Origin of the sequence: Corynebacterium imitans (assembly GCF_000739455.1) — a bacterium.
In the GTDB taxonomy this organism is placed as follows: domain Bacteria; phylum Actinomycetota; class Actinomycetes; order Mycobacteriales; family Mycobacteriaceae; genus Corynebacterium; species Corynebacterium imitans.
In genome coordinates, this window is the sequence record NZ_CP009211.1 from 1,347,931 (window position 1) to 1,372,657 (window position 24,727).

The 24,727-nt window shown below is 64.3% G+C and carries 26 protein-coding genes and 1 tRNA gene; 13 read left to right on the top strand and 14 right to left on the bottom strand.

Features of this window, described 5'->3' with window-relative positions; genetic code table 11:
* Positions 1-50: 50 nt before the first annotated feature.
* On the bottom strand, positions 51-908 hold the full coding sequence (locus CIMIT_RS06305) for an undecaprenyl-diphosphate phosphatase (protein WP_038594283.1): 858 nt from the start codon (positions 906-908) through the stop codon (positions 51-53).
* Between the two features lie 86 nt (positions 909-994).
* On the opposite strand from CIMIT_RS06305, the gene CIMIT_RS06310 reads away from it, so the two are divergent.
* Positions 995-2,059 carry a YncE family protein gene (locus tag CIMIT_RS06310; RefSeq protein ID WP_197697001.1) on the top strand — a complete coding sequence of 355 codons (1,065 nt, stop codon included), beginning with the start codon at positions 995-997 and terminating at the stop codon, positions 2,057-2,059.
* Positions 2,060-2,087: 28 nt separating this feature from the next.
* Positions 2,088-3,209: a quinone-dependent dihydroorotate dehydrogenase gene (locus tag CIMIT_RS06315; RefSeq protein ID WP_456236323.1), complete on the top strand. Its 1,122-nt coding sequence runs from the start codon at positions 2,088-2,090 to the stop codon at positions 3,207-3,209.
* On the opposite strand, the gene CIMIT_RS06320 is transcribed toward CIMIT_RS06315, so the two are convergent.
* Both CIMIT_RS06320 and CIMIT_RS06325 read right to left on the bottom strand, forming a co-directional pair.
* Positions 3,206-3,562 (bottom strand): hypothetical protein, encoded by a 357-nt coding sequence (locus CIMIT_RS06320; RefSeq protein WP_038590642.1) that lies wholly within the window; start codon positions 3,560-3,562, stop codon positions 3,206-3,208. The two genes, CIMIT_RS06315 and CIMIT_RS06320, sit on opposite strands and share 4 nt — an antisense overlap.
* Before the next feature lie 14 nt (positions 3,563-3,576).
* Positions 3,577-4,113: a YbhB/YbcL family Raf kinase inhibitor-like protein gene (locus CIMIT_RS06325; RefSeq protein ID WP_038590645.1), complete on the bottom strand. Its 537-nt coding sequence runs from the start codon at positions 4,111-4,113 to the stop codon at positions 3,577-3,579.
* A gap of 240 nt (positions 4,114-4,353) precedes the next feature.
* On the opposite strand from CIMIT_RS06325, the gene CIMIT_RS06330 reads away from it, so the two are divergent.
* The 3 genes from CIMIT_RS06330 to CIMIT_RS06340 all read left to right on the top strand — a co-directional run bounded on the left by CIMIT_RS06330 (position 4,354) and on the right by CIMIT_RS06340 (position 5,816).
* A tRNA-Leu gene (locus CIMIT_RS06330) sits at positions 4,354-4,439 on the top strand.
* Between the two features lie 120 nt (positions 4,440-4,559).
* Positions 4,560-5,213 (top strand): TVP38/TMEM64 family protein, encoded by a 654-nt coding sequence (locus CIMIT_RS06335; protein WP_038594291.1) that lies wholly within the window; start codon positions 4,560-4,562, stop codon positions 5,211-5,213.
* A 36-nt stretch (positions 5,214-5,249) separates the two neighbouring features.
* Positions 5,250-5,816: a DNA-binding protein gene (locus tag CIMIT_RS06340; protein WP_038590648.1), complete on the top strand. Its 567-nt coding sequence runs from the start codon at positions 5,250-5,252 to the stop codon at positions 5,814-5,816.
* On the opposite strand, the gene CIMIT_RS06345 is transcribed toward CIMIT_RS06340, so the two are convergent.
* The 3 genes from CIMIT_RS06345 to CIMIT_RS06355 are packed head-to-tail and all read right to left on the bottom strand — an operon-like array spanning position 5,779 to position 8,330.
* Complete coding sequence (locus tag CIMIT_RS06345; protein WP_084674285.1) at positions 5,779-7,044, bottom strand: SPFH domain-containing protein; 1,266 nt, start codon at positions 7,042-7,044, stop codon at positions 5,779-5,781. The two genes, CIMIT_RS06340 and CIMIT_RS06345, sit on opposite strands and share 38 nt — an antisense overlap.
* Complete coding sequence (locus tag CIMIT_RS06350) at positions 7,045-7,473, bottom strand: NfeD family protein (RefSeq protein WP_038594297.1); 429 nt, start codon at positions 7,471-7,473, stop codon at positions 7,045-7,047. It abuts the gene before it with no gap.
* Positions 7,474-7,478: 5 nt separating this feature from the next.
* A complete protein-coding gene (locus CIMIT_RS06355; protein ID WP_038590650.1) occupies positions 7,479-8,330 on the bottom strand; it encodes a DUF3097 domain-containing protein in 852 nt (283 codons plus the stop codon).
* A gap of 72 nt (positions 8,331-8,402) precedes the next feature.
* Here CIMIT_RS06355 and CIMIT_RS06360 point away from each other — a divergent pair, with 72 nt between their 5' ends.
* Positions 8,403-9,143 carry a hypothetical protein gene (locus CIMIT_RS06360; RefSeq protein ID WP_038590653.1) on the top strand — a complete coding sequence of 247 codons (741 nt, stop codon included), beginning with the start codon at positions 8,403-8,405 and terminating at the stop codon, positions 9,141-9,143.
* 21 nt (positions 9,144-9,164) lie between these two features.
* Here CIMIT_RS06360 and CIMIT_RS06365 read toward each other — a convergent pair whose 3' ends face one another.
* The 3 genes from CIMIT_RS06365 to CIMIT_RS06375 all read right to left on the bottom strand — a co-directional run bounded on the left by CIMIT_RS06365 (position 9,165) and on the right by CIMIT_RS06375 (position 13,060).
* Positions 9,165-10,217 (bottom strand): ferrochelatase, encoded by a 1,053-nt coding sequence (locus CIMIT_RS06365; protein ID WP_038590668.1) that lies wholly within the window; start codon positions 10,215-10,217, stop codon positions 9,165-9,167.
* 41 nt (positions 10,218-10,258) lie between these two features.
* The gene (locus CIMIT_RS06370; protein WP_407919528.1) at positions 10,259-12,070 is read right to left on the bottom strand and encodes a DIP1281 family NlpC/P60 protein; all 1,812 of its coding nucleotides are present in this window, start codon (positions 12,068-12,070) and stop codon (positions 10,259-10,261) included.
* Positions 12,071-12,580: 510 nt separating this feature from the next.
* Positions 12,581-13,060 (bottom strand): Rv1476 family membrane protein, encoded by a 480-nt coding sequence (locus CIMIT_RS06375; protein ID WP_051904855.1) that lies wholly within the window; start codon positions 13,058-13,060, stop codon positions 12,581-12,583.
* A 305-nt stretch (positions 13,061-13,365) separates the two neighbouring features.
* Here CIMIT_RS06375 and acnA point away from each other — a divergent pair, with 305 nt between their 5' ends.
* From acnA to CIMIT_RS06390, 3 genes are all read left to right on the top strand, one after another.
* Positions 13,366-16,146 carry an aconitate hydratase AcnA gene (acnA, locus tag CIMIT_RS06380; protein WP_231910269.1) on the top strand — a complete coding sequence of 927 codons (2,781 nt, stop codon included), beginning with the start codon at positions 13,366-13,368 and terminating at the stop codon, positions 16,144-16,146.
* Positions 16,147-16,249: 103 nt separating this feature from the next.
* Complete coding sequence (locus tag CIMIT_RS06385; RefSeq protein ID WP_038590674.1) at positions 16,250-16,816, top strand: TetR/AcrR family transcriptional regulator; 567 nt, start codon at positions 16,250-16,252, stop codon at positions 16,814-16,816.
* A gap of 24 nt (positions 16,817-16,840) precedes the next feature.
* Entirely contained in the window at positions 16,841-17,596 is a 756-nt protein-coding gene (locus CIMIT_RS06390; protein ID WP_038590677.1) for a glutamine amidotransferase-related protein, read from the top strand.
* Positions 17,597-17,602: 6 nt separating this feature from the next.
* Here the strand turns inward: CIMIT_RS06390 and CIMIT_RS06395 are convergent, their stop codons facing one another.
* The gene (locus CIMIT_RS06395; RefSeq protein WP_084674411.1) at positions 17,603-18,328 is read right to left on the bottom strand and encodes an NAD(P)H-binding protein; all 726 of its coding nucleotides are present in this window, start codon (positions 18,326-18,328) and stop codon (positions 17,603-17,605) included.
* A 60-nt stretch (positions 18,329-18,388) separates the two neighbouring features.
* Here CIMIT_RS06395 and CIMIT_RS06400 point away from each other — a divergent pair, with 60 nt between their 5' ends.
* The 4 genes from CIMIT_RS06400 to CIMIT_RS06415 are packed head-to-tail and all read left to right on the top strand — an operon-like array spanning position 18,389 to position 21,389.
* Positions 18,389-18,658: an ACT domain-containing protein gene (locus tag CIMIT_RS06400; protein WP_038590680.1), complete on the top strand. Its 270-nt coding sequence runs from the start codon at positions 18,389-18,391 to the stop codon at positions 18,656-18,658.
* Positions 18,659-18,673: 15 nt separating this feature from the next.
* Positions 18,674-20,044, top strand: coding sequence for a PFL family protein (locus tag CIMIT_RS06405; protein ID WP_038590683.1), 1,371 nt, complete (start codon positions 18,674-18,676; stop codon positions 20,042-20,044).
* A 48-nt stretch (positions 20,045-20,092) separates the two neighbouring features.
* A complete protein-coding gene (locus tag CIMIT_RS06410) occupies positions 20,093-20,791 on the top strand; it encodes a MerR family transcriptional regulator (protein ID WP_038590685.1) in 699 nt (232 codons plus the stop codon).
* Positions 20,784-21,389 carry a hypothetical protein gene (locus CIMIT_RS06415; RefSeq protein ID WP_038590688.1) on the top strand — a complete coding sequence of 202 codons (606 nt, stop codon included), beginning with the start codon at positions 20,784-20,786 and terminating at the stop codon, positions 21,387-21,389. Before CIMIT_RS06410 ends, CIMIT_RS06415 begins: the two co-directional genes overlap by 8 nt.
* On the opposite strand, the gene CIMIT_RS06420 is transcribed toward CIMIT_RS06415, so the two are convergent.
* The 4 genes from CIMIT_RS06420 to CIMIT_RS06435 all read right to left on the bottom strand — a co-directional run bounded on the left by CIMIT_RS06420 (position 21,370) and on the right by CIMIT_RS06435 (position 24,725).
* On the bottom strand, positions 21,370-21,612 hold the full coding sequence (locus CIMIT_RS06420; protein WP_231910270.1) for a hypothetical protein: 243 nt from the start codon (positions 21,610-21,612) through the stop codon (positions 21,370-21,372). The genes CIMIT_RS06415 and CIMIT_RS06420 overlap by 20 nt on opposite strands.
* A gap of 23 nt (positions 21,613-21,635) precedes the next feature.
* Complete coding sequence (locus CIMIT_RS06425; protein ID WP_084674286.1) at positions 21,636-22,529, bottom strand: trypsin-like serine protease; 894 nt, start codon at positions 22,527-22,529, stop codon at positions 21,636-21,638.
* 26 nt (positions 22,530-22,555) lie between these two features.
* On the bottom strand, positions 22,556-24,184 hold the full coding sequence (locus CIMIT_RS06430; protein ID WP_038590694.1) for an ABC-F family ATP-binding cassette domain-containing protein: 1,629 nt from the start codon (positions 24,182-24,184) through the stop codon (positions 22,556-22,558).
* 100 nt (positions 24,185-24,284) lie between these two features.
* Positions 24,285-24,725, bottom strand: a complete 441-nt coding sequence (locus tag CIMIT_RS06435; RefSeq protein ID WP_038590697.1) for a metal-sulfur cluster assembly factor — start codon at positions 24,723-24,725, stop codon at positions 24,285-24,287.
* Positions 24,726-24,727 lie beyond the last annotated feature (2 nt).

A 24,727-nucleotide genomic window follows, 5' to 3' on the forward strand; every position in this document is an offset into this window, starting at 1 on the left:
CCCTAACCCATCTCCGCCATCTTCAGCGCAGTCCCGATGGACACAGCAGACTAGACCGGCTGCATCACGCCCGTGGCCAACAGAATCATCACGATGATGCCCAGCGGGATGCGGTAGGCCGCGAACCAGGCAAAGGAGTGGTTAGACACGAACTTTAACAGCCAAGCAATGGAGATGTAGCCGAGCACGAAGGCCACACCGGAGCCGACCAAGAGCTGGATGCCGCTGGCGGCTTGTCCGGCTTGGGGGTCGAAGGCGTCGGGAAGCGAAAAGAGCCCCGAGGCCAGCACCGCTGGGATGGCCAGCAAGAAGCTGAAGCGGGTGGCCACCTCGCGGTCCAGGTTGCGGAAGAGACCACCGGAGACCGTGCCGCCGGAGCGCGACACGCCTGGGATGAGCGCGAGACACTGCCACAGACCCATCACGATTGCGTCCTTCATGTTCAACTCATCGAAGCTGCGGGCCTTTGTGCCCTTGCGCTCGGCGAGAATGAACACGAGGGAGAACAGGATGAGCACAGCCGCGGTAATCCACAGGTTGCGCAGGTTTTCCCTGATCAGGTCCTTGAACAGCACGCCCATCACCGCAACTGGGATGGTGCCGACGATGACCATCCAGCCCATGCGGTAGTCAAAGCCGCGCTTATCCTTATTGGCAAGGCCGATGAACCAGCCTGAGAGGTAGCGCCAGATGTCTTTGGCGAAGTAGACCAGCACCGCGAACTCAGTGCCGAGCTGGACGACGGCGGTGAAGCTGGCACCAGCGTCTTGACCCCAAAACAGCTCGGAGACGATGCGCAGGTGCCCGGAGGAAGAGACCGGCAGGAACTCGGTCAGCCCCTGCACGATCGACAAGACGATGACCTGGATCCAGGTCATGGACTCGGTGAGTTGCGTGGGATCAGTCATGGCAAGAAACACTACCCGCGCCATACCGCTGCCACCCAACGCACACGGCTCAAGATGCCTATGGCAGGTTGCTAGGGTTAGGGATTGTGAAACACTCAAAATCTCGTGCTGCTGCCTGTCTTCTGGTGGCCGCTACCGCGCTGAGCGCGTGCGGCTCGGACGTCACTGGCGACGACCTGCCAGAGCAGATGGGCAACGCCACCCCGGCTCCATCCCCCGCATCCTCTGATCCCGCAGGCACCGTCCTGCCTTTCGACGCGATCGAAGACCTCGACACCACCGAGGGCGTGATCGCGGTGCGCACCGCCAACGAGCTGCACGTGGGTACCGTCGAGAAGCTGCGCGAGGGTACCGCTGACACGCTTGCGCTCGACGAGGCATGCGGGGATGTTTCCGCCAACGCCGGGGTCTTCGCGCTGGGCTGCGGGAACACAATCATGCTCGTGCGCGCCGCGGATTCTACGCAGGCAGAGACCCTAGAGGTCGAGGAACCAGTCACTGCCGCCACGGTCACCACCGGCGGTGAGGTACTCGCAGGCAGCGACAGTGAGCGCAAGGTCTGGCTCTACCGCGACGGTCAGCTCGCCGACACCTTCTCTGTCGCGCGCGAAACCGACCAGCTCCAGGCGGTCCCCGTCGACGGCCAGGCGGACAGCGTGGTGCGCGTCAACCACTTCGATACCACCATCCAGGACATTGACTGGGGCACGGGCCGCCAGGGTGGCACGCTCCGTGTCGGCCTCGGCGTAGGCAAGGTCGCCGGTGGCACCGATGGGCTGGTGCTTGCTGCCGACGCGACGGGCAACCAGCTTTTGGTCTACACCACCGACGACATCATCCGGCTGCACCAGATGGCACCAGTGCCGGAAAGCCCGTGGGATGTGGCCTGGGACGAGGACACGCAGCTTGCGTGGATCACCTCCACTGCCACCAACACCGCCACCGGCTACGACATCTCGCGCGGCGTACCGCTCAAACGCAGTGAGTTCGCAACAGTTGCAGACGCGCAGAGCATCGTCACGCTTGACGACGCCACGTTGCTCATCGCCTCCGCCTCCGGCGAAGGCCTCCAAATCATCAAGTCCACCGACCGGGAGCTTGCCGATCTGCCGGCCGCAACCGCCTCCGCAACCCAAGTACCGCAAAACTGACACAGGCAACGCATAGGAAGTAAGAGACGTGACCGATAAGCCATCCTCCCCCAGCAAGGCCGTCGGCGTGTACGACACGGCCTACGCCGCCGCGCTCAAGGCGATGTTCCTCCTGCCGCCGGAGCGCATCCACGGCATCATCAATGTCGGATTGCGCGCACTCCACGCGCTCGGCCCGGTGAACCGACTCGCGGAAAAGGTCGTGCGCGTGCACGACCCGGCGCTCAAGCAGGTCTGCTTCGGCGTCGAATTCCCCGCCCCGCTCGGCCTTGCCGCCGGGTTTGATAAGAACGCCGACGCGCTCGACGCCTGGGGCGCGCTCGGGTTCGGCTACGCCGAGGTCGGCACCGTCACACCGAAGGCGCAGCCCGGCAACCCCGCGCCCCGCCTGTTCCGCCTGCCCGCTGACAAGGCGATCTTGAACCGCATGGGCTTTAACAATCGCGGCGCGCTCGCGGCCGCGATTAACCTCGATTCGCGCAAGTCGACCGACATCGTGGGCATCAACATCGGCAAGAACAAGACCGCCGAAGACGCTGTCGCCGACTACCGCGCCGGGGCGACTGTGCTCGGTCCCCTCGCCGACTACCTGGTGGTCAACGTCTCTTCCCCGAACACGCCGGGGCTGCGCGACCTGCAGGCGGTAGAAGAGCTGCGCCCGATCCTGCAGGTGGTTGCCGAATCAACCAACACCCCGGTGCTGGTGAAGATCGCCCCGGATCTTTCCGACGAGGACATCGACGCGGTCGCCGACCTGGCGTTAGAGCTCGGCCTGGCGGGCATCGTAGCGACCAACACCACGATTTCCCGCGAGGGCCTTGCCACGCCTGCCGACGAGGTCGAGGCGATGGGCGCCGGAGGCATCTCCGGTGCCCCGCTCAACGACCGCTCGCTGGAGGTGCTGCGCCGCCTGCACGCACGCGTCGGTGAATCGCTCACGCTGGTCAGCGTCGGCGGGATCAGCACGCCCGAGCAGGCCTGGGAGCGCATCGCTGCGGGCGCGAGCCTGCTGCAGGGCTACACGGGCTTCATCTACGGCGGGCCTGCCTGGATCCGCCGGATCCACACCGGTATTGCCGCGCAAATCAGAGCCCACCGCCTGCGGGATATTTCCCAGGCCGTGGGCTGCGGGTTGCCCTACAAGGGTTAACGAGGCTGCGGCGTCGTGCGGCGTAGCACAATGGCGCACAACAAGGCGCCGATGCCCCACAGCGCGGGCCAATAGGCCTGCGTGTAGAAGAGCGTGTACGTGGGCAGCGCCACGCCGAGCCCGATGAGCACGAGCGCCACAATGAGTGCACCGACCTGCGTGCGCGAGCCCTCCTGCGAGGTGCTCACGGTGGCGAACGCGCCGATGATCACCGCGGCGATAAGCACAGTGACAGTCTGCAAGGTCATGGCGAACAGCTCCTCGCCGCGGAGCAGGGTTAACACGGTAAACAAGAACAGCGCGGCGGCCAGCGTGATAAACGCGCCGCCTGCGCGAAGCTGAATTGGGACCATAGGTAGACGTCGAGCTAGTTGTTCTCGAACCAACCCCACGCCACGGCGCGACCCAGCGAGTGGAAGTACAGGTTAAAACCCAGCTGGGTCGGGTTAGCGATCTCCGCGGCCGGCAGCTCCTCGACGTCCACCGCGTGCACCGCGAAGAGGTAGCGGTGCGGGCCGTGGCCGGCTGGCGGGTTGGCACCGTAGAAGCCGGAGACACCAGCATCGCCCACCAGCTGGGTGGCACCCACGCCCAGGTCTTCCTTTGCGGCATCGCCGGAAGCCAGGCTCGTCACCGAAACCGGGATGTTAAACGCAGCCCAGTGCCAGAAGCCGGAGCCCGTCGGGGCGTCCGGGTCAAAGCAAGTGATGGCGAGAGACTTCGTGCCCTCCGGCAGATCGGACCAGGACAGCTGCGGCGAGGTCGCATTGTCACCGGTCAGGGTGATCGGCAGCTTCTCGCCTTGCGTGAAGTCCTCGGAGCTCAGCTCGAAAGACGGTAGGTCCTTCAGCGGCGCGTACGGGTCGGGACCAGGGAAACGATCAGATACGTATGAAGCAGTCATGCTTCCCATTTGTACCTGAAAGGATGTGAACTCCGCCATGTTTTGGCCTAACTCGCCGAAACCTCACGGCGTCAGGCTGCGCTGCGTGAAGGCGGGAATCACATCGGTGTCATAACGGGCCACATAAAGCAGTCCAAGACGCTTAAGAAACCCCCACATGCTGGCGATTTGTACTCTTTGCCGGTGTCGCCCTATAGTAGTGCAAGTGCCCAGCCGAGAGGCTGAAAACACAAACACCCAGCCCGGGTGGCGGAATGGCAGACGCGCTAGCTTGAGGTGCTAGTGTCCTATTAACGGACGTGGGGGTTCAAGTCCCCCCTCGGGCACAACGACCGGCTTCTGAGAAGGAGCCGGTTTTTCTTTTCGTGCAAGGAGAGCTCGACCTTATGGAGTCTGCGGAATCTACGGGCACGCAGCCGTCGGCAAGCCAAAGGCCCCGGCGTGCTGTGCCAACCGCGACTCCGCAGCGCATTACCGTGGTTGCCCTTGCCGCGCTCGCGTTCTTCGCTGCCTGGTGGTGGCTGGACGTGCCCTCTTTGACGACGCTGCGCGCCTGGTCCGACTCCACTGGCGCGTGGTTCCCGGTCGTCTTCTGGCTCTTCTACGTCCTGATCACGCAGTTTCCTATCCCCCGCACCGTGCTCACGCTCTCTGCGGGCATTCTCTTCGGCACAGGGGCGGGCATCGCGCTGTCGCTGACGGCCACGACCGCCGCCGCAGTGTTATCCCTGTGCATCGTGCGGGGCTTGCTGCGCGACTGGATCGCGCCGAAGCTCACGCACCCGGCTGTCGAGCAGATCAACCGCCGCCTCGAGCAGCGCGGGTGGTTGGCGGTGGCGAGCCTGCGCATGATCGCCGGCGTGCCCTTTTCCATCATGAATTACGCCGCCGCGCTCACCCGCGTGCGCGTGCTCCCCTTCGCCATCGCGACCTTCATCGGCTCCGCGCCCACGACGGTGCTCGGGGTGATCTTCGGCGATACGCTCACCGGCCAGGCCAACCCCTGGGCGATCGCGGCGCTCGTGGCGCTGGCCATCCTCGGCGTCGGGGGCTTGCTTCTCGACGCTGCGCTACCGACACGCCGCGCACCCCAAAAGTAAAGGCCTGAACACAGACCAGGGCGTAAAGTAGGCTCTATGATTGCCGTCCACGCGAAATACAGGGGTAGGGAGAAAAGCCGCGCGCAGCTCGTGCAGCGCTCGGCCGAGGCGCTGGCAACGCTGCCGGGGGTTGGCGAGTTCGAGGTCTGCGGCGTCGAGGACATTCGCGCGGACGTGGATTCGCCCGAGGCCGCGCTCAACCTGGTCATGGCGCTGCTTTCCGACGGCAACTGGGCAATCGGGCTCGGCATCACCGGCCACGGCCGTGCCGTCTACGCGGCGAGCGACGCGGTGGGTACCCGCCCCGCCAAGGTCAGCGTCGTTGTGGATACCCCCGACCCGAAGACCTTCGCCGCCGATATCGCAGCGACCTTCGCGCTCGTGGGCCACGTGCTGCACAAGCGCACCTTGGAAGGCCGAGAGGCCACCTCGCTGGTGCGAAGTGGCCTCAATCAAAACGAAGCGGCGGCCGAGCTCGGCATCTCCAAGCAGGCGATGAGCCAGCGCCTCCAGGCCGCCGGCTGGCAGGCCGAGCAGGCCGGGTGGAAGCTCGCGCTCAACCTGATTACTCAGGCTTCTGCGCCCCCTGCTCTGGATTCTTGATCTCTTCCTGGGCTGGGTACGGAGCGTAGACGGACGAGGACTGCTCAGGCGCAGCAATCTCGCGGGGCTGCTGGGTGGCCTCCGACGCACCGGAAAGGCCAGCGCTACTTGGGCTATCCTGCGTCGGGTCCGGGTCGTCGACGTGCTTGTTGGCCACGGCGCGGGCCTCGGCGAGCGCCTTCGCCAGCTCCGGGTCAGTCGAAGTGTCGAACCACGAGTCCGTGTCCTCCGACTCCGCCATCTCCTTGGTCTCCTCGTCCACCCGCGCCGGCTCGTAGCGGAACACACCATCCTCGCCCTTGCCTGCGAAGGCCTGCGCGAACTGCTGCAGCGAGTCGCCGAACTGCGAGGGGATCATCCACATTGTGGCCGCCTCGTTGTCCGCGATCTGTGGCAACTTCTCCAGGTACTGGTAGGCCAAAAGCTCCGGGGTCACGCCGGAGGACTTCACCGCTGCGTTGACCTTCTGGATCGCGCGGGCCTCACCCTGTGCAGCGAGGTACTTCGCGGCGCGTTCACCCTCGGCGCGCAGGATCATCGCCTGGCGCTCAGCCTCAGCGCTCAAAATCGCGGCGTGCTTCTCGCCCTCGGCGGACAAAATGCGTGCCTGCTTCTCACCCTCTGCAGTCTTGATGTCAGATTCACGCTTACCTTCTGCGGTAAGGATCATGGCGCGCTTCTCGCGGTCCGCCTTCATCTGCATCTCCATGGACTGCTGGATGCTCGGCGGCGGATCAATCGCCTTGAGCTCCACTCGGCTAATGCGCAGGCCCCACTTACCCGTCGCGGCATCCAACTCGCCGCGCAGGCGACGGTTGATGGTCTCACGCGAGGTCAGGGTCTCCTCCAGCGTCATGCCGCCGACCACGTCGCGCAGCGTTGCGGTGGAGATCTGCTCCACGCCGACGAGGTAGTTGTCCACGCCGTAGATAGCCTTCGCAGGGTCGTTGATCTGGAACGTCACCACCGTGTCAATCGCCACGGTGAGGTTGTCCTGCGTGATCACCGCCTGGGGCGGGAAAGACACGACGCGCTCACGCGTATCCACGCGCGCACGCACCGAGTCAATGTACGGGATGAGTAAAGTCAGACCCCCGGAAACCGTACGGGTGTAGCGCCCTAGCCGCTCAATCACGGCGGACTCCCCTTGCGGAATCAGTTTCACGGAGGCGAAGAGCAAGGCCGCCACCAGGGCGATGATGACGACCAAAACGATGGTTGCGCCCATTTAGTGTTCCTTCCAGACGACCGCAACAGGGCCGTCGATATCCGCTACTGTGACAATGTCGCCGGCGGCGATCCGCTCGGCAGGGTCGAGGCACCTCGCTGACCAGATGGAGCCATCCATCCGCACCTGCCCGCCATCCGGCCCGATCGCTTCGATCACTGTCACACGCTGGCCAACCAGCGCGCGCGGTGAATCGTCATAGACCTGCGGCTGACGGAAACGCTTGTTCAGGTACGGCCGCAAAAAGAGCCAGAACGCTGCGGAGGAGACCACGAATGTGGCGATCTCCGCCCACAACGGCACTCCGCCGAGCGCAACTCCTGCAGTGGTCAACGCGCCGGCAGCGAGCATGAGCAGGGTAAACTCCCCCACCGCAAGCTCTAAAAGCGCGAGGACAGCTGCTGCGACAAACCAAACTAAAGCACCCACGCGCACTAGGGTACAAGGTCTTGCTTGGACAGATCAGGATTGGTCACAAAATCGACCAAGCGCTCGACCGCACCAATCAGCGTGGAGTCCAAATCCCGGAACGTCTCCACAGCGTTGTACACGCGATGCCATCCTTCCTTCGGGTCCGACCACCCGAGGCGCTTGCACACTCCGGTTTTCCAGTCCTCGCCATATGGCACGTCCGGCCATGCGGGAATGCGCAGCTTCTCCGGCTTCACCGCGGCCCAGATGTCGATGTAGGGGTGCCCAGTGACCAGGACGTGCTCGCCGACGTGCTCAACCAGCCGCGACTCCTTGGTGCCTTCGATCAGGTGGTCCGCAAGCACGCCGATGCGGCGTCCGGGGCCCGGCTGAAACTCCTTGAGCCGCTCCGGCAAGTTGTCCAGGCCCTCGAGGTATTCCACCACGACGCCTTCGACGCGCAGGTCGTGGCCCCATACCTTCTCCACAATCGCCGCGTCGTGGATGCCCTCCACCCAGATCCGGCTGGGCATGGCGACTTTCGCGCGCACATTCTCCACCTTGCGCGAGCCCGAGTTGGAACGCTTCGGGCCAGTCTCCTGCGGGGGCACGTACCTGGTCAGGGTGACGCGCTGACCCTCCACCAGGAACGCGCCCGGCAGCATCTTGAACAGCCGCTCGGTACCGTACCGGTCCTCGAGCCGGACGAAGTCGCCGTCGTAGGTGCGCTCGAATCCGACCACGGCACCAACGAAGTCGTTGCCCACGATTTCCACGACGATGCCAGGCTCTGCCGGCATCTCCGGGTACACCGGCCGCTTTTTGCGCGCGTGGCCCTGAAAAATGTCTCCTCCGTAGCGGTCATCAAAGCTCATAGTGACCAAAGTCTAACTGGGGCGCACTCACCGCTTTACTCGCCTAGAAAAAGCCCTGCTAGGATTCGTCGAATGCATTCGCGCGCCGAAGTCTATTCGCCCCTGCAAAACACCGCCGTGTGGATCGCGGCGTGGCTCTACAACGTCGAGTCCAGCGACGAAACCCTCGACGCCCTGCGTGACCTCGGCGGCAGGCACTCATATCTCGGCGGCCCGCTTCTGCCACTGCTTCGCGACATCCGCACTACCGCCGATCTGGATACCCCCGGTCCCGCAGTCCGGCTCATCCTCTGGGGCCCAGGCCAGGCCCCGGGGCTTCTCGCCGGCAGCCCCGCCATGGAAGCGCTCACCCCCGCCGGCGCGATCGTCGTGCGCGGCCACGACGCCTCGCACATCCTCGTGCCCCGCTACACCGGCACCACTGTGCAGTGGCGGTGGTTCGAAGAAACCCGCCGCCTGCCCGAGCCCGCGTGGCTCAGCCCCGGGGAGGCCGATGCGCTGCTTGCCCAGGCCACCAACCAGGCTGCACTGCTTATCGACGCCACGGGCCCCACCCGCCACGATCTCCCCAACCCCCGCCTGACCGTCGGCACACTCGCCGACTTTTACGACACGCCGGGGCTACCCGCCGGCGTCACCGCGCGGGCGGCCAAGCTGTTTGCACGTGCGGACCAGGTCGCGGCGATCATCGAAACGGTGACCGACCGGCTCAACGACCACTCCTTCGACCCGCAACTTTTCGCCCTGTGGCGCCACATCCGGACCGCGCGGATGGCAGGCGTGGCCGACGCCGTGCTTGACTACCAGCGCTAATATATGGGAAGCGTGTAAACGCTACTGCGGTCGCGCCCCGGTGGGCCGCTGCTGCGGCGCGCAGCAGCCGGGGCGGCACGGGGCACCGTTTTCGGTGCAGCCCTGGACGGTGACCGTCGATAAGCTAGCCGGCTCCTCGCCCCGCGCAACTGCTTCGGCGAGATCGACCACCATCGCGGCGAACTGCGAAGTCAACCCCACGGTTGCCACGCGGTCGAGGCTGACGCCCTTTGCCTCGCATGCCTGCTTGAGCTCGGTGTCGAGGTCCCAGACCACCTCCATGTGGTCGGTGATAAACCCGATCGGTACGCAGATGAGGTGCTCCATCCCTGTGTCTGCGAGCTCCTCAGCGCGGTCGACGACGTCGGGTTCCAGCCACGGGGTGGCGGGGTTGCCGGAGCGGGACTGCCACACAATCTCGTAGTCGCTCACGCCCGCCCGCTCGGCTACGAGGCGGGACGCCTCCGCCACCTGCTGGGAATAGAGATGCGGGTTGTCGGGCCCACCCGAGGCAAGGTCTGCGGCGTCGGGGACGCTGTGGGCGGTAAAGAGGACGCGGAAGTTTTTACCCTCGGCCCGGTCGACTGCGCCCTTGAGCTCGTTCGCAACCTGGTTAACGAAGCGTTCGTTGCCGAAGAACTGCCACAGCTTGGTGAAGTTCACGCTCGGCGCGACCTCGCGCATCCGCTCGATATCTTCGTCGTACTGACGGCAGGCGGAGTAGCCACCCCAGGCGCTGGTGGCAAAGACGAGTACCTTGTGCTTGCCGTCTGCGGCGAGCTGTTTCGCTGTGTCTTCGGCCAGCGGGTGCCAGTTCCGGTTGCCAAAGTAGACAGGAAGGTCAATGCCACGGCTTTTCAGCTCAGCCTCGACGTTGGCGATCAGCGTGCGGTTCTGCTGGTTGATCGGGCTGACGCCGTCGAAGTGGTAGTAGTGCTCGCCAACCTTGGCCAAGCGCTCCTTGGGGATGCCGCGACCGCGGGTCACATTCTCCAAAAATGGAAGCACCTCGTCCTTGCCCTCGGGGCCGCCGAAGGAAAGAACGAGGAGTGCATCGTAGTCAGAAAGCTTCATGCCACCATCGTAATGAGCGTGACATGACGCGGTGCCAGTACCTAGAGGAGTCGCACCGCCATCGGCGCCATGCCGGAGTAGCGGACCGGGGAGATCTGCACGTTCTGGCCCGCCTGCGGGGCCTCGATCATTGTGCCATCACCGAGGTAGATCGCCACGTGCTGGTTGCCGCCCGGACCCCAGAAGAGCAGGTCGCCGCGCTGCGCCTCGCTCGCGGGCACCTGGGTGCCGCGCTGGTACTGGTAGCCGGTGTAGTGCGGAAGCGAGATGCCGACGCCAGCGAAGGCGTAGAGCACCAGGCCCGAGCAGTCGAACCCGGAAACGCTGCCGCCATTGACACCGGTGGTCGGTCCGTTCGCGTCGCCGCCGCCCCACACGTACGGCGTACCGATCATGGCCTGCGCGCGGGAGATGACGGTCTCGATCGAGCCCGAATTCGAGCCAGAGACTGCGTTGGACACCGCGTCGGAAACAGACTCTGCGGTCCCGACCTCCGGCAGCAGCGAGGCAAGGCCATCACTGACCTCCGGGCTGGCGTAGTCATCGGACGTTGGGCTCACGTTCGCCGCCCCGCCGCCGAGCGCGTTGCCCAAGCCGCCGGCGAAGGCCGCGATGACCTCGCTGTTGCTCGACCCGCCGTAGGGGTTGTCCAGGCTGGTGTGGTCCGCCTGGCTCGACCCGACCATCGCAGCGGCGGCAATGATGCCTGCCGCGGCGGTAATCATCTCGTCAGAGATCTCCAGGTTGCTCGACATCGCCGCAGCGTTGGCCCCGCTGTCGACGTTTTCCGCCGGCGCCGGCTGCAGGTTCTCCCCGTTGGCGGTTGCCGCGGTGGTCAACGCCTGGGCCACGGTCTCCGAGCTCAGCGACGCCACGTCCGGATCGATCTGCGCCGCGTGCTGCTCGACGCGTACTACCACGTCGTCCGGCACCTCGTCTGCAGTGACCTGCTGCTCTGGTGCAGCAGCGGGAGCGCTGCCGTCTGTCTGCTCGGCCTGCACCTGTGAAGGCGCAGTCTCTACAGGTTGTGCAGGGGCATCGGTCGCAGCGTTCTCTGCGTCTTCGCCAGACTCGGCAGACTCTGCGCCCCCGTTGGCGTCGGCACGCTGCTGGTCGAGCTCGGACTGGGCCGCGTCGAGCTCCGACTGAGCGGCATCGCGCTGGGACTGCTCCTGCGCAAGCTCCGTATTGGCCGAATCGAGCAATGCGCGCACCTCTGCCTCAGCGGCCTCGGCCTCGGCAGCGGTCGACGCGGCGTGCTCGCTTGCCTCGCGCTGTGTCGCCTCGTCGTTCGCCGCCTCGGTGCGGGCGCGCTCAACTTCGGCGAGCTTCGCGCGACGTTCCTCGGTGCGCTGACGCAGGAAGAGCGAGCGATCGAGCACGTCCTTCTGATCGTCGCCACTTACGGCAAAGTCAAGGCTTTTCGATTGACCCGCGCCGCGGTATTGGGAGCGGGTGACCTCATCAAGCGCTTTACGCGCCTCCACGACAGCTTCTTCGGAGGCTGCGAGACGCTTCTTTGCCTCCTCCGCGCCGCGGCGAGCCTGCTCTGCACGTGCGCGGGAGTCCTGCAGGTCTACCAGCGCCTGGTTGACCTTTTCCTGCAGGTCGCCGATGTTGAGGTTCAGCCGGTCAATGTTTGCTTGGGCTTGCGAGATGTTTGCCGCAAGCTCCGTCATCGACGCCGGAGCAGCGTTTGCCACTGGGCTGACCAGGGGTGCCGCCAAGGACAGGGATGTTGTGCACGCAACGACGCCGAGGGTGGCGCGGAATCGGCGGCCAGCGCGCGTGGGGCGCGCAGCAGCCGAGGCTCCACCCACAGACGATGGCGTGAACCGCGATGGTTCTACCACGAAAAGGGCTCCTCACGCCGCGTGCCAAAGCGTGCGGAAACCATCGAGGGGCATACTGCCTCTCGACGGCCGCCGCCACGGGTGACTAGCCCATAGCCTTGACTCGCAGCTGTAGAAAATTGACTACTGATGCAAGCCCGCAAGCAACACTGACCCCGCCGTCTGTCCCCGGTGCATCCTTGGCGTGCTTCCCCACATGCCCGAATTTTCCGACGCAACCTCGCGTGACTAGCGCGTTGCTGCTGTTGAGCGCGAGACGATTGAGTGCAATGCCGACTCACGAGCCGACATGGAGACCATACGACACGTGATCATCCCGTTGCACAACCTTTACCTAAATTCACATGAGTCAAGGTTTTTCCCATGACTCAAAATGACCACACGCTGCACATTCACCCTCCTGCATACATAGTGTGATTTTGGACACATTATGTAACGCGCACGAAAAGAAGGCGCCGCCCCACCTCAAGTCAAGGCAGGACGGCGCAGTAGCGCTTCCAGCAGGATTGACTACATCCGTCGCCGAACTGCCCACGCAGTCGCGCCAATTACTACACCAAAGACGATCGCCGCGGCGAGCGCGAGCGGAATCCAGGGCACATGGAAGCTGTCGGCAGCCTCAACAAAGGCGGTCACGCCCTGGGGGTAATCGGATTCGGTGACCATCGCGCGCTGCCCGGCATCGATAGATGCGCGGTCGAGCGTGTCACTGACAGCCAGCGCTACCTGGGGCGTTCGCACGATCACGGTGTCGAAGTCCCCCGCGAGCAACAGGTCCTGGGCCACGTCGCGCAGGTCCGGCACATGTGCGGGCGTGTGCTCTAAAACGACGAGCCCCGTGTGGCCCTGGCCCGCACTCGGGGCGGCGTCCAGAGCGTCACGCATGGCTGCTTCGACGGTCCCATTGACTGGGTTCTCCGCCCCAAAGGCGATGCCATCCGCCGCGAGCTGGCCTTCCAGGTCGGCCATGTCGATCTCGGGTGGAATCATTCGGACACTCCTTGAGGTGTTGTGCGTGGGGCGCGCCGCAACCACGATCGGGGGCGACGATTGTGCAGTGTATCTGGCAGCTCCACCACCGCTGCGCGCCCCACGCGGTTGTACTGCACGCAAATGGGGGTGAGATTGCACACTCCCCGGCCAGTTCTTGCCGTAAAACCTCCGTGCCTTACCTAAACATAACGTGCGTACTGTTATTATGGCAACGGAACCGTGGTTGGTCGCATATTATTGATGGTTGACCATCACGTGTCATAGTTCCCAGATTTGGATTACGACGAGAAATGGAGCTCACTGTGGCTGAAAGCAAGAACTCCTTCAACGCTAAGAAGACGCTCGAGGTTGGCGGGAAGTCCTACGACTACTTTGCACTCGATGCTGTTGACGGCATGAAGAAGCTGCCCTACTCCCTCAAGGTGCTGGGCGAGAACCTCCTGCGCACCGAGGACGGCAAGAACGTCACCGAAGACCACATCAAGGCAATTGCCAACTGGGATCCGTCGGCAGAGCCGTCGATCGAGATCCAGTTCACCCCGGCCCGCGTCCTCATGCAGGACTTCACCGGTGTGCCCTGTGTGGTCGACCTTGCCACGATGCGTGAGGCAGTCAGCGACCTCGGCGGCAGCCCCGACCAGGTCAACCCGCTGAACCCGGCAGAGATGGTCATTGACCACTCCGTGATCATCGAGGCGTTCGGTTCCACCGCCGCGCTGGATAAGAACGTTGAGATTGAGTACCAGCGCAACGAGGAGCGCTACCAGTTCCTGCGTTGGGGCGCAGAGAACTTCTCCAACTTCCGCGTCGTCCCGCCGGGAACCGGCATTGTCCACCAGGTCAACATCGAGTACCTCTCCCGCGTCGTCTTTGACAACGAGGGCCTGGCATACCCGGACACCTGCATCGGTACCGACTCCCACACCACCATGGAAAACGGCCTGGGCATCCTGGGCTGGGGCGTCGGCGGCATCGAGGCCGAGGCTGCAATGCTCGGCCAGCCGGTCTCCATGCTCATCCCGCGCGTCGTCGGCTTCAAGCTCACCGGTGAGATCCCGGTTGGCGTGACCGCAACCGACGTGGTGCTCACCATCACCGAGATGCTGCGCGAGCACGGCGTCGTGCAGAAGTTCGTCGAGTTCTACGGCAACGGCGTCAAGCAGATCCCGCTGGCAAACCGCGCCACCATCGGCAACATGAGCCCGGAGTTCGGCTCCACCTGTGCGATCTTCCCGATCGACGAGGAGACCATCAACTACCTGCACCTGACCGGCCGCAGCCAGGAGGACATCGACCGCGTCGAGGCATACGCCAAGGCGCAGGGCATGTGGCTGGAGCAGGACGCAGAGGAGGCCGAGTACTCCGAGTACCTCGAGCTCGACCTGTCCACCGTCGTGCCGTCCATCGCTGGCCCGAAGCGCCCGCAGGACCGTATCCTGCTCGCCGATGCGAAGGAAACCTTCCGCAAGCAGCTGCCGGACTACAACACCGCCGGCAACGAGACCTCCGAGCCGGTGCGCGCAGAGAAGACCGAATCTGTGGACTACAACCAGTCCTGGCCGGGCAACGGCGAGACCGCAGCAGCAGGTGCTGAGGGCCGTGCCTCCAAGCCGGTCATCGTCGAGTCTCCGCAGGGCGGCGAGTACACCCTCGACCACGGCATGGTCGCGATTGCCGCAATCACCTCCTGCACCAACACCTCCAACCCGTCCGTCATGGTCGGTGCCGCACTGCTGGCTCGTAAGGCTGCTGAGAAGGGCCTGCACGCCAAGCCGTGGGTCAAGACCATCATGGCTCCGGGTTCCCAGGTCGTCGATGGCTACTACGAGCGCGGCGACCTGTGGAAGGACCTCGAGGCTGTCGGCTTCTACCTCACCGGCTTCGGCTGCGCATCTTGCATTGGTAACTCCGGCCCGCTGCCGAACGAGGTCTCCGAGGCGATCAACGAGTACGACCTGACCGCAACCGCAGTCCTGTCCGGTAACCGCAACTTCGAAGGCCGCATCTCCCCCGATGTGAAGATGAACTACCTGGCCTCCCCGCTGCTGGTTATCGCGTACTCCATCGCCGGCACCATGGACTTCGATTTCGACGCCCAGCCGCTCGGCCAGGACGCCGATGGCAACGACGTCTTCCTGAAGGACGTTTGGCCGTCCACCGAGGAGATCGAGAGCACCATCTCCGGCATCATCTCCCGCGAGATGTACGAAGCCGACTACGCCGACGTTTTCAAGGGCGACGAGCAGTGGCAGAACCTGGACATCCCGAAGGGCAAGACCTTCGACTGGAACGAGGACTCCACCTACATCCGCAAGGCACCGTACTTCGACGGCATGCCGGAGGAGCCGGAGGCAGTCGAGGACATCACCGGTGCACGCGTGCTGGCCAAGCTCGGCGACTCCGTGACCACCGACCACATCTCCCCTGCTTCCTCCATCAAGCCGGGCACCCCGGCGGCGAACTACCTGGATGAGCACGGTGTGGCACGCCACGACTACAACTCGTTCGGTTCCCGTCGTGGTAACCACGAGGTCATGGTTCGCGGTACTTTCGCCAACATCCGTCTGCGCAACGAGCTGGTGGATGAGCAGGGTGGCTACACCCGCGACTTCACCCAGGAGGGCGCACCGCAGGCCTACATCTACGACGCGGCGATGAACTACGCAGAGAAGAACATCCCGCTCGTGGTCATCGCTGGTAAGGAGTACGGCACCGGCTCCTCCCGTGACTGGGCTGCAAAGGGCACCAACCTGCTCGGCGTCAAGGCCGTCATCGCTGAGTCCTTCGAGCGTATCCACCGCTCGAACCTCATCGGCATGGGCGTGCTGCCGCTGCAGTTCCCGGAGGGTGAGTCCCACGGCTCCCTCGGCTTGGACGGCACCGAGACCTTCGAGCTGACCGGCATCACTGCCTTCAATGAAGGCGACACGATCCCGAAGACGGTCCACGTCGTAGCGACGAAGGACGGCGGCGAGGAGGTCGAGTTCGACGCAGTGGTCCGCGTTGACACCCCTGGTGAGGCAGAGTACTTCCGCCACGGCGGCATTCTGCAGTACGTGCTGCGCCAGATGGTCAAGAACTAATGCCTTGACCCAGCTAGAGGGGTAACTCGGGTTCCGCACCCGGGTACCCCTCTTCTTTGTCTGTACCCCGCCCACCCCGAACAAAGGAAGGGTTGCACCGCGCATGCCCATCGTCAGCGAAAGCGAACTCACTCGCCGTCGGCAGGAAATCATCGACTCTGCTCGTCTCTGCTTCGCCCACTACGGGTTCGAAGGCGCCACCGTGGCCAAGCTTGAGCAGGCGACTGGGAAAACACGCGGTGCGATCTTCCACCACTTTGCAGACAAGGAGGCGCTCTTCCTCGCGATCGCAAGCGAGGACGCGAAGCGCCAGGCCGAGGTGGTGAGCAACCAGGGTCTGGTTGAGGTGATGCGCGACATGCTGTACCACCGGGAAAAGAACGACTGGTTTGTCACCCGGGCCGAGATCGTTCGCAAGCTGCGTACCGATCCCGAGTTTGAGAAGCGCTGGCGCGAGCACCAGGAGGTGCTAGACAAAGCTGTTCACGAACGCATCGTGTCCAACCGCGCAACGCGGGAGGACGTGACCACCGACGTGGTGCAGACCTACCTAGAGACGGTCTTTGAAGGATTCGTGGTCAAGCTGGCTGCGGGCGAGCCCGTGGAGCGTCTAGAGGCCATGCTTTCTTTGGTGGAGCAGTCCGTACGGAGCCCGTTTAGCACAAAGTAGACCAAGCGGTATAGACTTGCCGCTATGTCCAAGCTGCTTTTCCTCTCCTTGCGCCAGGGCGAACTTGCCCAACAGGTCGCACGTGCCGAATACCACGACGTACTCAAGGCCACGGGCTTAAGCGAGGTAGACGTTGAGCTGCAGATCCTCGACCGGCTCGACGAGGAGGTTGGCTCGCTTGAGACCATCAGCGGCATCATCGTCGGCGGCAGCTCGCTCAACATCACCAACGATGAGTACTCGCCGTGGCAGCGTCATGTCCACGAGGTGCTCGCCGGGGTGGTGGATTCCGGGCTCCCGGTCTTCTTCGTCTGCTTCGGCTTTTCCTGGTTGGTGGATCACCTCGGTGGCACCGTCGGCCATTCCCACCCGGAAGACTCCGGCCCAACCGAGGTAGTGCTTAGCGACGCCGCGCACGACGATCCCCTCCTCCGCGGCACTGCCGCCCGCTTCACCGCGCTGACCGGCCACACCGAGAACCCGGACGAAGTCACACTGCCCGCCACGCTGACCGTGCTGGCCACCGGGCCGAGCTGCCCGGTGCAAATCGTGCGCTACGGCGACAACGTGTGGGCTACTCAGTTCCACGCGGAAATGGACGCGGAAGCGATGCATACGCGCATGGACTTCTTCTACGACTACGGGTACTTCCCCGCTGAAGAGTACGCTCGGATCGTGGCGGATTTGCCGAACCACGATGTGGCCTGGGCGAACGCGATCCTGCGCAACTTCGCCCAGTACTGCTTCGAGCGCAGCCCGGCGCACGCCCCGCGCGCCTAGCCCGGCTTAGCGGCCGAGCTCGCGCACCGGCACGCCGCCATTTTCAAACTCGAAGGGGTTGGGTACCTGCGAGACGTCCTCGCGCCCGACGAGCTCAACGATGACCTCCGCGACAAGCTCGCGCGAGGTCTCGGGGTGCGCCGAATCGGCACCGTCGTCGCTTGCGGCCGTGATTGGGGCGAAGCCGGGCACGGGGCCGTCGATAAGCATGCCGGGGCCCAGGATGACCTGCGGCAGGTCGCTGTCCATCAGGCGCAGATCCACCGCCTTCTTCGCCTCGACGTAGGCGTACCAGGAGCCACCATCGTCTTCTGTGGTGGCGAAGCGCGCGCCGGTGTAGGAGACCATAAGGAACCGTGGTGGCTCGGGGAGCTGCTCGAGCGCGTCGATAAGCCGCAGCGCCGCGTCCCGATCGACCGCCCAGGTCCGCTCCGCAGAACCGCCGCCCGCGCCAGCGGACCACACCACGACATCGAACTGCGCAAGTAGCTCAGCCCACTGCGCGACGGAAAGCTCCGTAATGTCGCGGACCAGGCCGTGCGCGCCCGCCTGCTCGATGCTCTCGACGTGCGCCGGGTTACGCACCAGACCGGTGACCTCGTGTCCCTGCTGGGAAAGCCACGGCACCGAGTGGCGGCTGACATTGCCGCCCGCACCGATGACGAGCACGCGGCCCGTACGTTCCGGCTGTGCGCTAAAAGTTGTGTGTTCGTTGTTGGAAAAAGCAGTCATGGGGCCACCGTAACCTCCCAGGTGCGCGCCGTACACCACTCCCGCACTAAGATGAGCGCTATGCACGCAATCATTACGACCACGGGCCCGGACCGCGTCGGCATCATTGCCGCTGTGGCCGGCGCTGCCGCGGAACGCGACCTGAACATTCTCGACGTCTCCCAGACTCTGATGGACAACTACTTCACCATGGTCATGCGCGTCGCCCTCCCCGACAACACCCCGGACATGGGCGAGCTGCAGGAGCACCTTGCGGCCGTGGGCGATAAGCTCGGCGTCATCGTACGCATCCAGTCCGAGGACCTCTTCACCGCGATGAACGAGGTCTAGGGGTAACACACGACGATGGCTACAGATTTCGATTTTAAGTCCGGCCACATCCTCGACGTCATCCGGATGATCGAGGACTACCGCCTGGATATCCGCACCGTCACCATGGGGATCTCGCTGATCGGCTGCACCCGCTCCTCCATGGAGGCCACCTGCCAGGCCGTGTACGACCGGGTGACCACCCGCGCCGCGCGCCTGGTGGAAGTGTGCGAGGGCATTGAGCGCGAGCTCGGCATTCCGATCGTGAACAAGCGCATCTCGGTCTCCCCTGTCTCGCTCGTCGCGGCGGGTGTGGACGGCAACCCCGTCGACATCGCGCGCGCTTTGGACAAGGCCGCGTCCGAGCTGGGCGTCAACTTCGTGGGCGGCTACTCCGCGCTGGTGGAAAAGGGCGAGACGACCTCAGATCGCCGCCTTATCGATTCCATCCCCGAGGCGCTCAGCGTCACCCAGGCGGTCTGCGGCTCGGTCAACGTAGGCACCTCGCGCGCGGGCATCAACATGGACGCCGTCGCGCGTATGGGGCAGGTGGTCAAGGAGGCCGCCGAGCTAACGAAGGACGAGTCTTCCATCGCTTGCGCAAAGCTCGTGGTGTTTGCGAACGCGGTCGGCGACAACCCATTCATGGCAGGTGCGTTCCACGGCATCGAGGAGCCCGACACCGTGGTCTCCGTCGGTGTCTCCGGCCCCGGCGTGGTGGACAACGCGATCAGCCCGATTAAGGGTGCCTCACTCAACGAGGTCGCCGAGGAGATCAAGAAGGCCGCCTTCAAGATCACCCGCGCCGGCCAGCTCGTTGGCAACATGGCGGCGGAGCGCCTTGGCGTGCCCTTCGGCATCGTCGACCTTTCGCTTGCCCCCACCGCGGAGGTCGGTGACTCGGTCGCCCACATTCTGGAGCGTATCGGTCTTGAGCAGGTCGGCACTCACGGCACGACCGCTGCACTCGCCCTGCTCAACGACGCGGTGAAGAAGGGCGGCATGATGGCCTGCTCCCGCGTCGGCGGCCTGTCCGGCTCGTTCATCCCGGTCTCCGAGGACCAGGGCATGATCGATGCAGTCCGCTCCGGTTCGATCTCCATGGACAAGCTCGAGGCCATGACCTCAATCTGCTCCGTCGGCTTCGACATGATCGCCATCCCAGGCGATACCGCGGCGGAAACCATCGCGGGCATGATCGCCGACGAAGCCGCGATCGGCATCATGAACCATAAGACCACCGCAGCGCGCCTCATCCCCGTCCCCGGCACCAAGCCGGGCGACGAGGTGAACTTCGGCGGCCTGCTCGGCTACGCGCCAGTCATCCCGGTCAACACCAAGAGCAGTGCGGAGATGATCCAGCGCGGCGGCTTCATCCCGGCACCCGTGCACGGATTTAGGAACTAGGCACGCTGTCCTTGACCCTCACATTGTGTAAGGGTTTAGGTTAAAAGCGTGAAGATTTCAGAAGTCGCCGCGGCCGCAGGTTGCTCAGTGCGCTCGGTCCGCCACCTGCACGAAAGCGGTGCAGTGGCCGAGCCCGCCCGCACGAGTGGCAACTACCGCGAGTACTCAATCAGCGACCTCGCTGCAGTGGTTCGCGCTCGTGCGCTTATCGACGCCGGCGTGCCCATCGCCGACGTCGCAGCCGAAGACGCAGCGGCTGTGGTCGAGCGTGCCCTAGCGCAACTGGATGGCCGCATTGCCCACCTGCAGCAGCAGCGAAAACGGCTGGCCATGCTTGCGGCTAATCCTTCTGGTGCGCCGGAGGATATCCGCCAAGCACTGCGTGGAGTGTTCACCGACCCGCAGGCGCTCCAGCGCGAGCTGGACGCGTGGGATCTCATGGCGCTGACCGGGGTTGCCACTGCCGCCACGTGGGACCAGCTGCGTACAAACCTCAACGCTCCGGAGTGCATCAAGGCAGCGCGTGCGGCCGGTCAGCTCTGGGAGGGCCTTGGGGAGATGCGGACGCGAGATAGCCAAGTGGCCGAAAACGTCGCGCGCTTTCGCGAGCTCCTCCCCCACGGGCTGCTCCGCGGGGTTCTCCCCACCCTGCGGCCTGGGGACGTCTCCCTCGGCGTGCACGATGTGCCGACGCGGGGTGCGCAGCGCGTCGTGCTGCAGGCGTTGGCGGAGGACTTCGATGAGTAGCATCCTCTCGCTGTGGAAGAAGCACCCTGGCTTCCGCTTCGCCCGCTACGAGCTCGAACTGTACCGCGATTTACTGCGTTGGATACGGGGCCACCGGCTTGTGCCAGAGGATGCGGAGGTACTCCCCCACCCGCCAGGGCGATTGCAGATGCTCGTAAGCGTGATTTCGGTCTTGTGCATCGAGATGGTGGTGGTCCACCTGCTCCTGCCTGCGGGAACGGTGCGGTTGGTTGCGCTGCTGCTGTCCATCTGGGGCATTGTGTACGTCGCCTCGCTGATCGGCAGCGAGCGCATCCGACCGAGCTACGTTGCCGACGACGTGACAGTGCTGCGGCGCGGGAAGCTCGTGTTTGCCGAAGTTCCGGCCTCGCTCATCAAGCAAAAACACCACCAGCGAACTTTTTCGTCCGAGGTGTCCATTGACAGCGACACGCTCACTGTGGGCGGGGCTGGTGGCACCGACACGCTCCTAGAACTCAGCGAAGCGATCGACGTCGCCGGTGATCGCTATCCTTGGCAGCGACCCCGGATGCAACCGGTGACGCAGATCCGTTACTACGCTGGGGTTGCGCGTGAAACTAGCGCTTCTTCCCGATGAGGAAGTAGCCCACCCAACCGAAGGTGTTCACCGCGCCGATGATCGGCGTCCACAGCCACTTCGGGCCGCGGAGCTTGCTGTCCTTCGCGCGCGCAAGGTCGCGCAGCGCGAGCGCCTTACCGAGGGTATCCACAGCAGCCAGTACGCCGACGATGGTCTTCTGGTCTTTCGACATGGCGTTCCATGCGTCGGGCCAGCTCTTCAGAATTTCGTTGATGGTCATAGGCATAAGTCTACGCGGCCGCGTTAGTACAACACGCTATTGATCATGCCTCCAATGGCCAGACCAGCAAGGAGCACACTAGTGAGTACAAGCGCGATCGCAGCGCCTTCGGCGTCGCTGGAGCCGGCGTCGGCCAGCCCCTCGATAAGCGAGCTACCTGGTTCGATGTCGTGTTCCCGCAGCCTGACTCTGGTGCCATAGTACTGATTGATGATGCGCGCTTCCTCTTCCAGGGTCACCGGGCGGCCGTCCTTCGGCGCGTTGGCGGTGACGATGTAGCTCGTATTTCCGTTGGGCTCGTCGACTTCGTAACTAGTGGACAGCACACCGACCAGCCCGCCGCCCGGCACGTAGACCGGGCCACCGGAGTCGCCTTTTCGCGCACCCTTTGGTGTCTCGATGATGATCTTGGTGCCCAGGGTGGCAATCAGCCTGCCGCAGTCCGCGCTTCCTACAGACCCGTGGCTGGTATGCCCGTGAAAGCACAGCTCCTGCCCCTTTCGCAGGCTTTTAACTGGCACGATGCCGTCGCGGTCAAAGGTGTTGGGATTGATGGTCACGCCGTCTTTCCAGCGGATGATGGCCCAGTCGTTGGCATCGGTTTTCGGGTTATATTCCGGCGACATTTCGATCGTGCCAGCGTGGATCGGCCGTTGGAAGCGTTTGCCGGACTTGTCGGAGAGAAAGACCCGGTTCACGCCCTCCGCGCAGTGCGCAGCCGTGTAGCTAATGCGCCTGACTGGGTCGTTGTACCCGATCGTGCACGTCCCAAGCACAGTGCCAAACTCCCACCCCTGGTTGACCTCAAGGCCGTCTCTTATCGACGACTCCGCCCCCGCCTCAGGTGCCCCCACACAAGAGAAAGCGAGAGCGGCGGCGAGGACTGTAGCGCTGAGGCGACGTGCAGAGGAAGACATACTTCCATGCTAATTTACAGCTCACTTTAAGCCAATTCAACGATCTCCATATATTCGTCGCTCCACAGATCCTCATCGCCCTCAGGCATGATGATCACGCGCTCCGGCTCAAGGGCGCGCACCGCGCCCGGGTCGTGGGTGACCAGGACGACGGCACCCGTGTAGGTCTTGAGCGCGTCGAGGACCTGCTCGCGGGACTGGGGGTCGAGATTGTTCGTGGGCTCGTCGAGAAGCAGCACATTGGCACGGGATGAGACGAGCGTGGCCAGTGCGAGCCTGGTCTTCTCACCGCCGGAGAGCGTGCCTGCTGGCTGCTCGAGTTTGTCGCCGGAGAACATGAAGGCACCGAGCAGTCCGCGCAGGTCCTGCTGGCCGGCGTCCGGACACGCCTCGATGGTGTTCTCCCACACGGTTTTGTCCCCGTCAATGGTGTCGTGCTCCTGTGCGAAGTAGCCGATGCGCAGCCCGTGGCCGGTGACCAGGCCGCCTTCGCCGTCGGTGCGCTCGACGCCGGCGAGCAGTTTAAGCAGCGTCGTCTTACCGGCACCGTTGGTCCCGAGCACGACGACGCGCGACCCCTTGTCGATGGCCAAGTCGACACCCGCGAATACCTCAAGCGAGCCGTACATCTTGGTCAGCCCTTTGCCGTAAAGCGGGGTCTTACCGCAGGGCGCGGGTTCCGGGAACTTGATCGAGGCGAACTTGTCTGCCACGCGGACTTCATCGAGCTCTCCCATCATCCGGTCGGCGCGGGCGAGCATCTGCTTCGCCGCGGCGGCCTTGGTCGCCTTCGCACCGAGCTTTGCGGCTTGCGTCTTCAACGCAGACGCCTTCTTCTCCGCGTTGGCGCGCTCGCGGCGTCGCCGAGCCTCGTCGAGGGCGCGGGCGTCCTTGTACTTGGCAAAGCCCATGTTGTAGACGTCAGCCTCGGCGCGCACGGCGTCGAGGAACCAGATCTTGTTGCACACCGCGTCCAAGAGTTCCACGTCGTGCGAGATCATGATCAGCCCGCCCTCGTGCTTGGACAAGAAGCCGCGCAGCCAGCTGATGGAATCGGCGTCGAGGTGGTTCGTGGGCTCGTCGAGAAGCAGCGTGGTCTGCGACTTCCCTGAGCCCTGCCGGGAAGCGAACAGGATCTGGGCGAGCTCCACGCGGCGCCGCTGGCCGCCGGACAGCGTCTTGAGCGGCTGGTCGAGCACCCGGCCCGGCAGGCCGAGATTGTCGCAGATCTGGGCGGCCTCCGCGTTCGCCTCATATCCGCCGAGCGCCTGGTAGCGCTCCTCCAAGCGGGAGAATTTCGCGATCGCCTTGTCGCGCTCCGCGCCGTCGGTTTCCTCCATGATGGCCTGCTGCTTGGCCATCGAGCGCTGGATCTGGTCGAGCCCGCGGGCCGACAACACGCGGGCCCGGGCAGTCTGCTCGATGTCGCCTTCCTTGGAGTCCTGCGGCAGGTAGCCCACCTCGCCCGAGCGGGTCACAGAGCCGCCGTAGGGTTCGGTCTCCCCCGCCAGGATGCGCATCGTCGTCGTCTTGCCTGCACCGTTGCGGCCCACCAGACCGATACGATCCCCCGGCTGGACACGGAGGTGTTGGCCGGGAGCGTTAAGCAGCGTGCGCGCTCCGACGCGGACTTCAAGATCATTGGTGACAATCACGCAAACACTGTAGCAAGCACCCCCAAACCGCCTACTACCGCATAAAACGCTGCGTCCCCCTGACAGATGTTTCCATCAGGGGGACGAAAAGCGGGGATTCTTAGACCGCGAAACCGAGCGCGCGCAGCTGCTCGCGTCCTTCCTCGGTAATCATGTGCGGGCCCCACGGCGGCATCCATACCCAGTTGAGCACGATGTCGTCCACCGAGGTGTTGTTGACGATCGCCTCGTGCGCTTGCGCCTCAATGACGTCAGTCAGCGGGCACGCAGGCGAGGTCAGCGTCATGTTCACAATCGCGAGCGTCTTGCCCTCCCGCTCCTCGATCCACAGATCGTAGACCAAGCCGAGGTCGACGACGTTGATCCCCAGCTCGGGGTCAATGACGTCGTGCAGGAACTCTTCCGCATCGGCAGCGAGCTTAATCTGCTCCTCGGTCTGCGGCGGACGCTCGCCACCGCCCTCAAAATTGGAGACACTTTCGCGTTCCTGGGCACCACCTGCGGCAGCGCCAGCGGTGTCGTTGACGTTGTCTTCAGACATGG

Coding starts and splice junctions, on each gene's coding strand:
- CIMIT_RS06305 (WP_038594283.1), bottom strand. CDS start 908: ATGACTGATCCCACGCAACTCACCGAGTCCATGACCTGGATCCAGGTC.
- CIMIT_RS06320 (WP_038590642.1), bottom strand. CDS start 3,562: ATGGTCCCAATTCAGCTTCGCGCAGGCGGCGCGTTTATCACGCTGGCC.
- CIMIT_RS06325 (WP_038590645.1), bottom strand. CDS start 4,113: ATGACTGCTTCATACGTATCTGATCGTTTCCCTGGTCCCGACCCGTAC.
- CIMIT_RS06340 (WP_038590648.1), top strand. CDS start 5,250: ATGATTGCCGTCCACGCGAAATACAGGGGTAGGGAGAAAAGCCGCGCG.
- CIMIT_RS06345 (WP_084674285.1), bottom strand. CDS start 7,044: ATGGGCGCAACCATCGTTTTGGTCGTCATCATCGCCCTGGTGGCGGCC.
- CIMIT_RS06355 (WP_038590650.1), bottom strand. CDS start 8,330: ATGAGCTTTGATGACCGCTACGGAGGAGACATTTTTCAGGGCCACGCG.
- CIMIT_RS06360 (WP_038590653.1), top strand. CDS start 8,403: ATGCATTCGCGCGCCGAAGTCTATTCGCCCCTGCAAAACACCGCCGTG.
- CIMIT_RS06365 (WP_038590668.1), bottom strand. CDS start 10,217: ATGAAGCTTTCTGACTACGATGCACTCCTCGTTCTTTCCTTCGGCGGC.
- CIMIT_RS06375 (WP_051904855.1), bottom strand. CDS start 13,060: ATGATTCCACCCGAGATCGACATGGCCGACCTGGAAGGCCAGCTCGCG.
- CIMIT_RS06385 (WP_038590674.1), top strand. CDS start 16,250: ATGCCCATCGTCAGCGAAAGCGAACTCACTCGCCGTCGGCAGGAAATC.
- CIMIT_RS06390 (WP_038590677.1), top strand. CDS start 16,841: ATGTCCAAGCTGCTTTTCCTCTCCTTGCGCCAGGGCGAACTTGCCCAA.
- CIMIT_RS06395 (WP_084674411.1), bottom strand. CDS start 18,328: ATGACTGCTTTTTCCAACAACGAACACACAACTTTTAGCGCACAGCCG.
- CIMIT_RS06400 (WP_038590680.1), top strand. CDS start 18,389: ATGCACGCAATCATTACGACCACGGGCCCGGACCGCGTCGGCATCATT.
- CIMIT_RS06405 (WP_038590683.1), top strand. CDS start 18,674: ATGGCTACAGATTTCGATTTTAAGTCCGGCCACATCCTCGACGTCATC.
- CIMIT_RS06415 (WP_038590688.1), top strand. CDS start 20,784: ATGAGTAGCATCCTCTCGCTGTGGAAGAAGCACCCTGGCTTCCGCTTC.
- CIMIT_RS06420 (WP_231910270.1), bottom strand. CDS start 21,612: ATGACCATCAACGAAATTCTGAAGAGCTGGCCCGACGCATGGAACGCC.
- CIMIT_RS06425 (WP_084674286.1), bottom strand. CDS start 22,529: ATGTCTTCCTCTGCACGTCGCCTCAGCGCTACAGTCCTCGCCGCCGCT.
- CIMIT_RS06435 (WP_038590697.1), bottom strand. CDS start 24,725: ATGTCTGAAGACAACGTCAACGACACCGCTGGCGCTGCCGCAGGTGGT.